This is a genomic window from Zoogloea sp. LCSB751, from assembly GCF_002028455.1.
GTDB lineage: Bacteria > Pseudomonadota > Gammaproteobacteria > Burkholderiales > Rhodocyclaceae > Zoogloea.
In genome coordinates, this window is sequence record NZ_MWUM01000263.1 from 1 (window position 1) to 265 (window position 265).

Below are 265 nucleotides of genomic sequence, written 5' to 3' on the forward strand. Positions count from 1 at the left end.
CTAAGTTAGTGATCATATCGTTTACCGCCAGTTCAAAGCCTTCGGTGGATTTTTCACGTAGCACGTTGGTGACGCTCACCGCGGTTGACGTGTCGGTCAGTTGGTTGATGCCGGGCGCCCTAAACAACATTTTTTGGCTGCGCATATCAAATACTGCGGTATCGACAAAGGTTTGGATCGCGTTTTCATTGCCGGGCACCATATACATGCCGACTATGGTCCAATACAGCAGTGAAGCCTTATTGTCGCTGCTTTGTAACAGTTG

General features: G+C 48.7%; 1 protein-coding gene. It reads right to left on the reverse strand.

Annotated features, from left to right (window positions below; translation table 11 throughout):
• Positions 1–265, reverse strand: a 265-nt coding sequence (locus tag B4920_RS26585; protein WP_368664745.1) for a hypothetical protein, incomplete at both ends; no start/stop codon positions are given.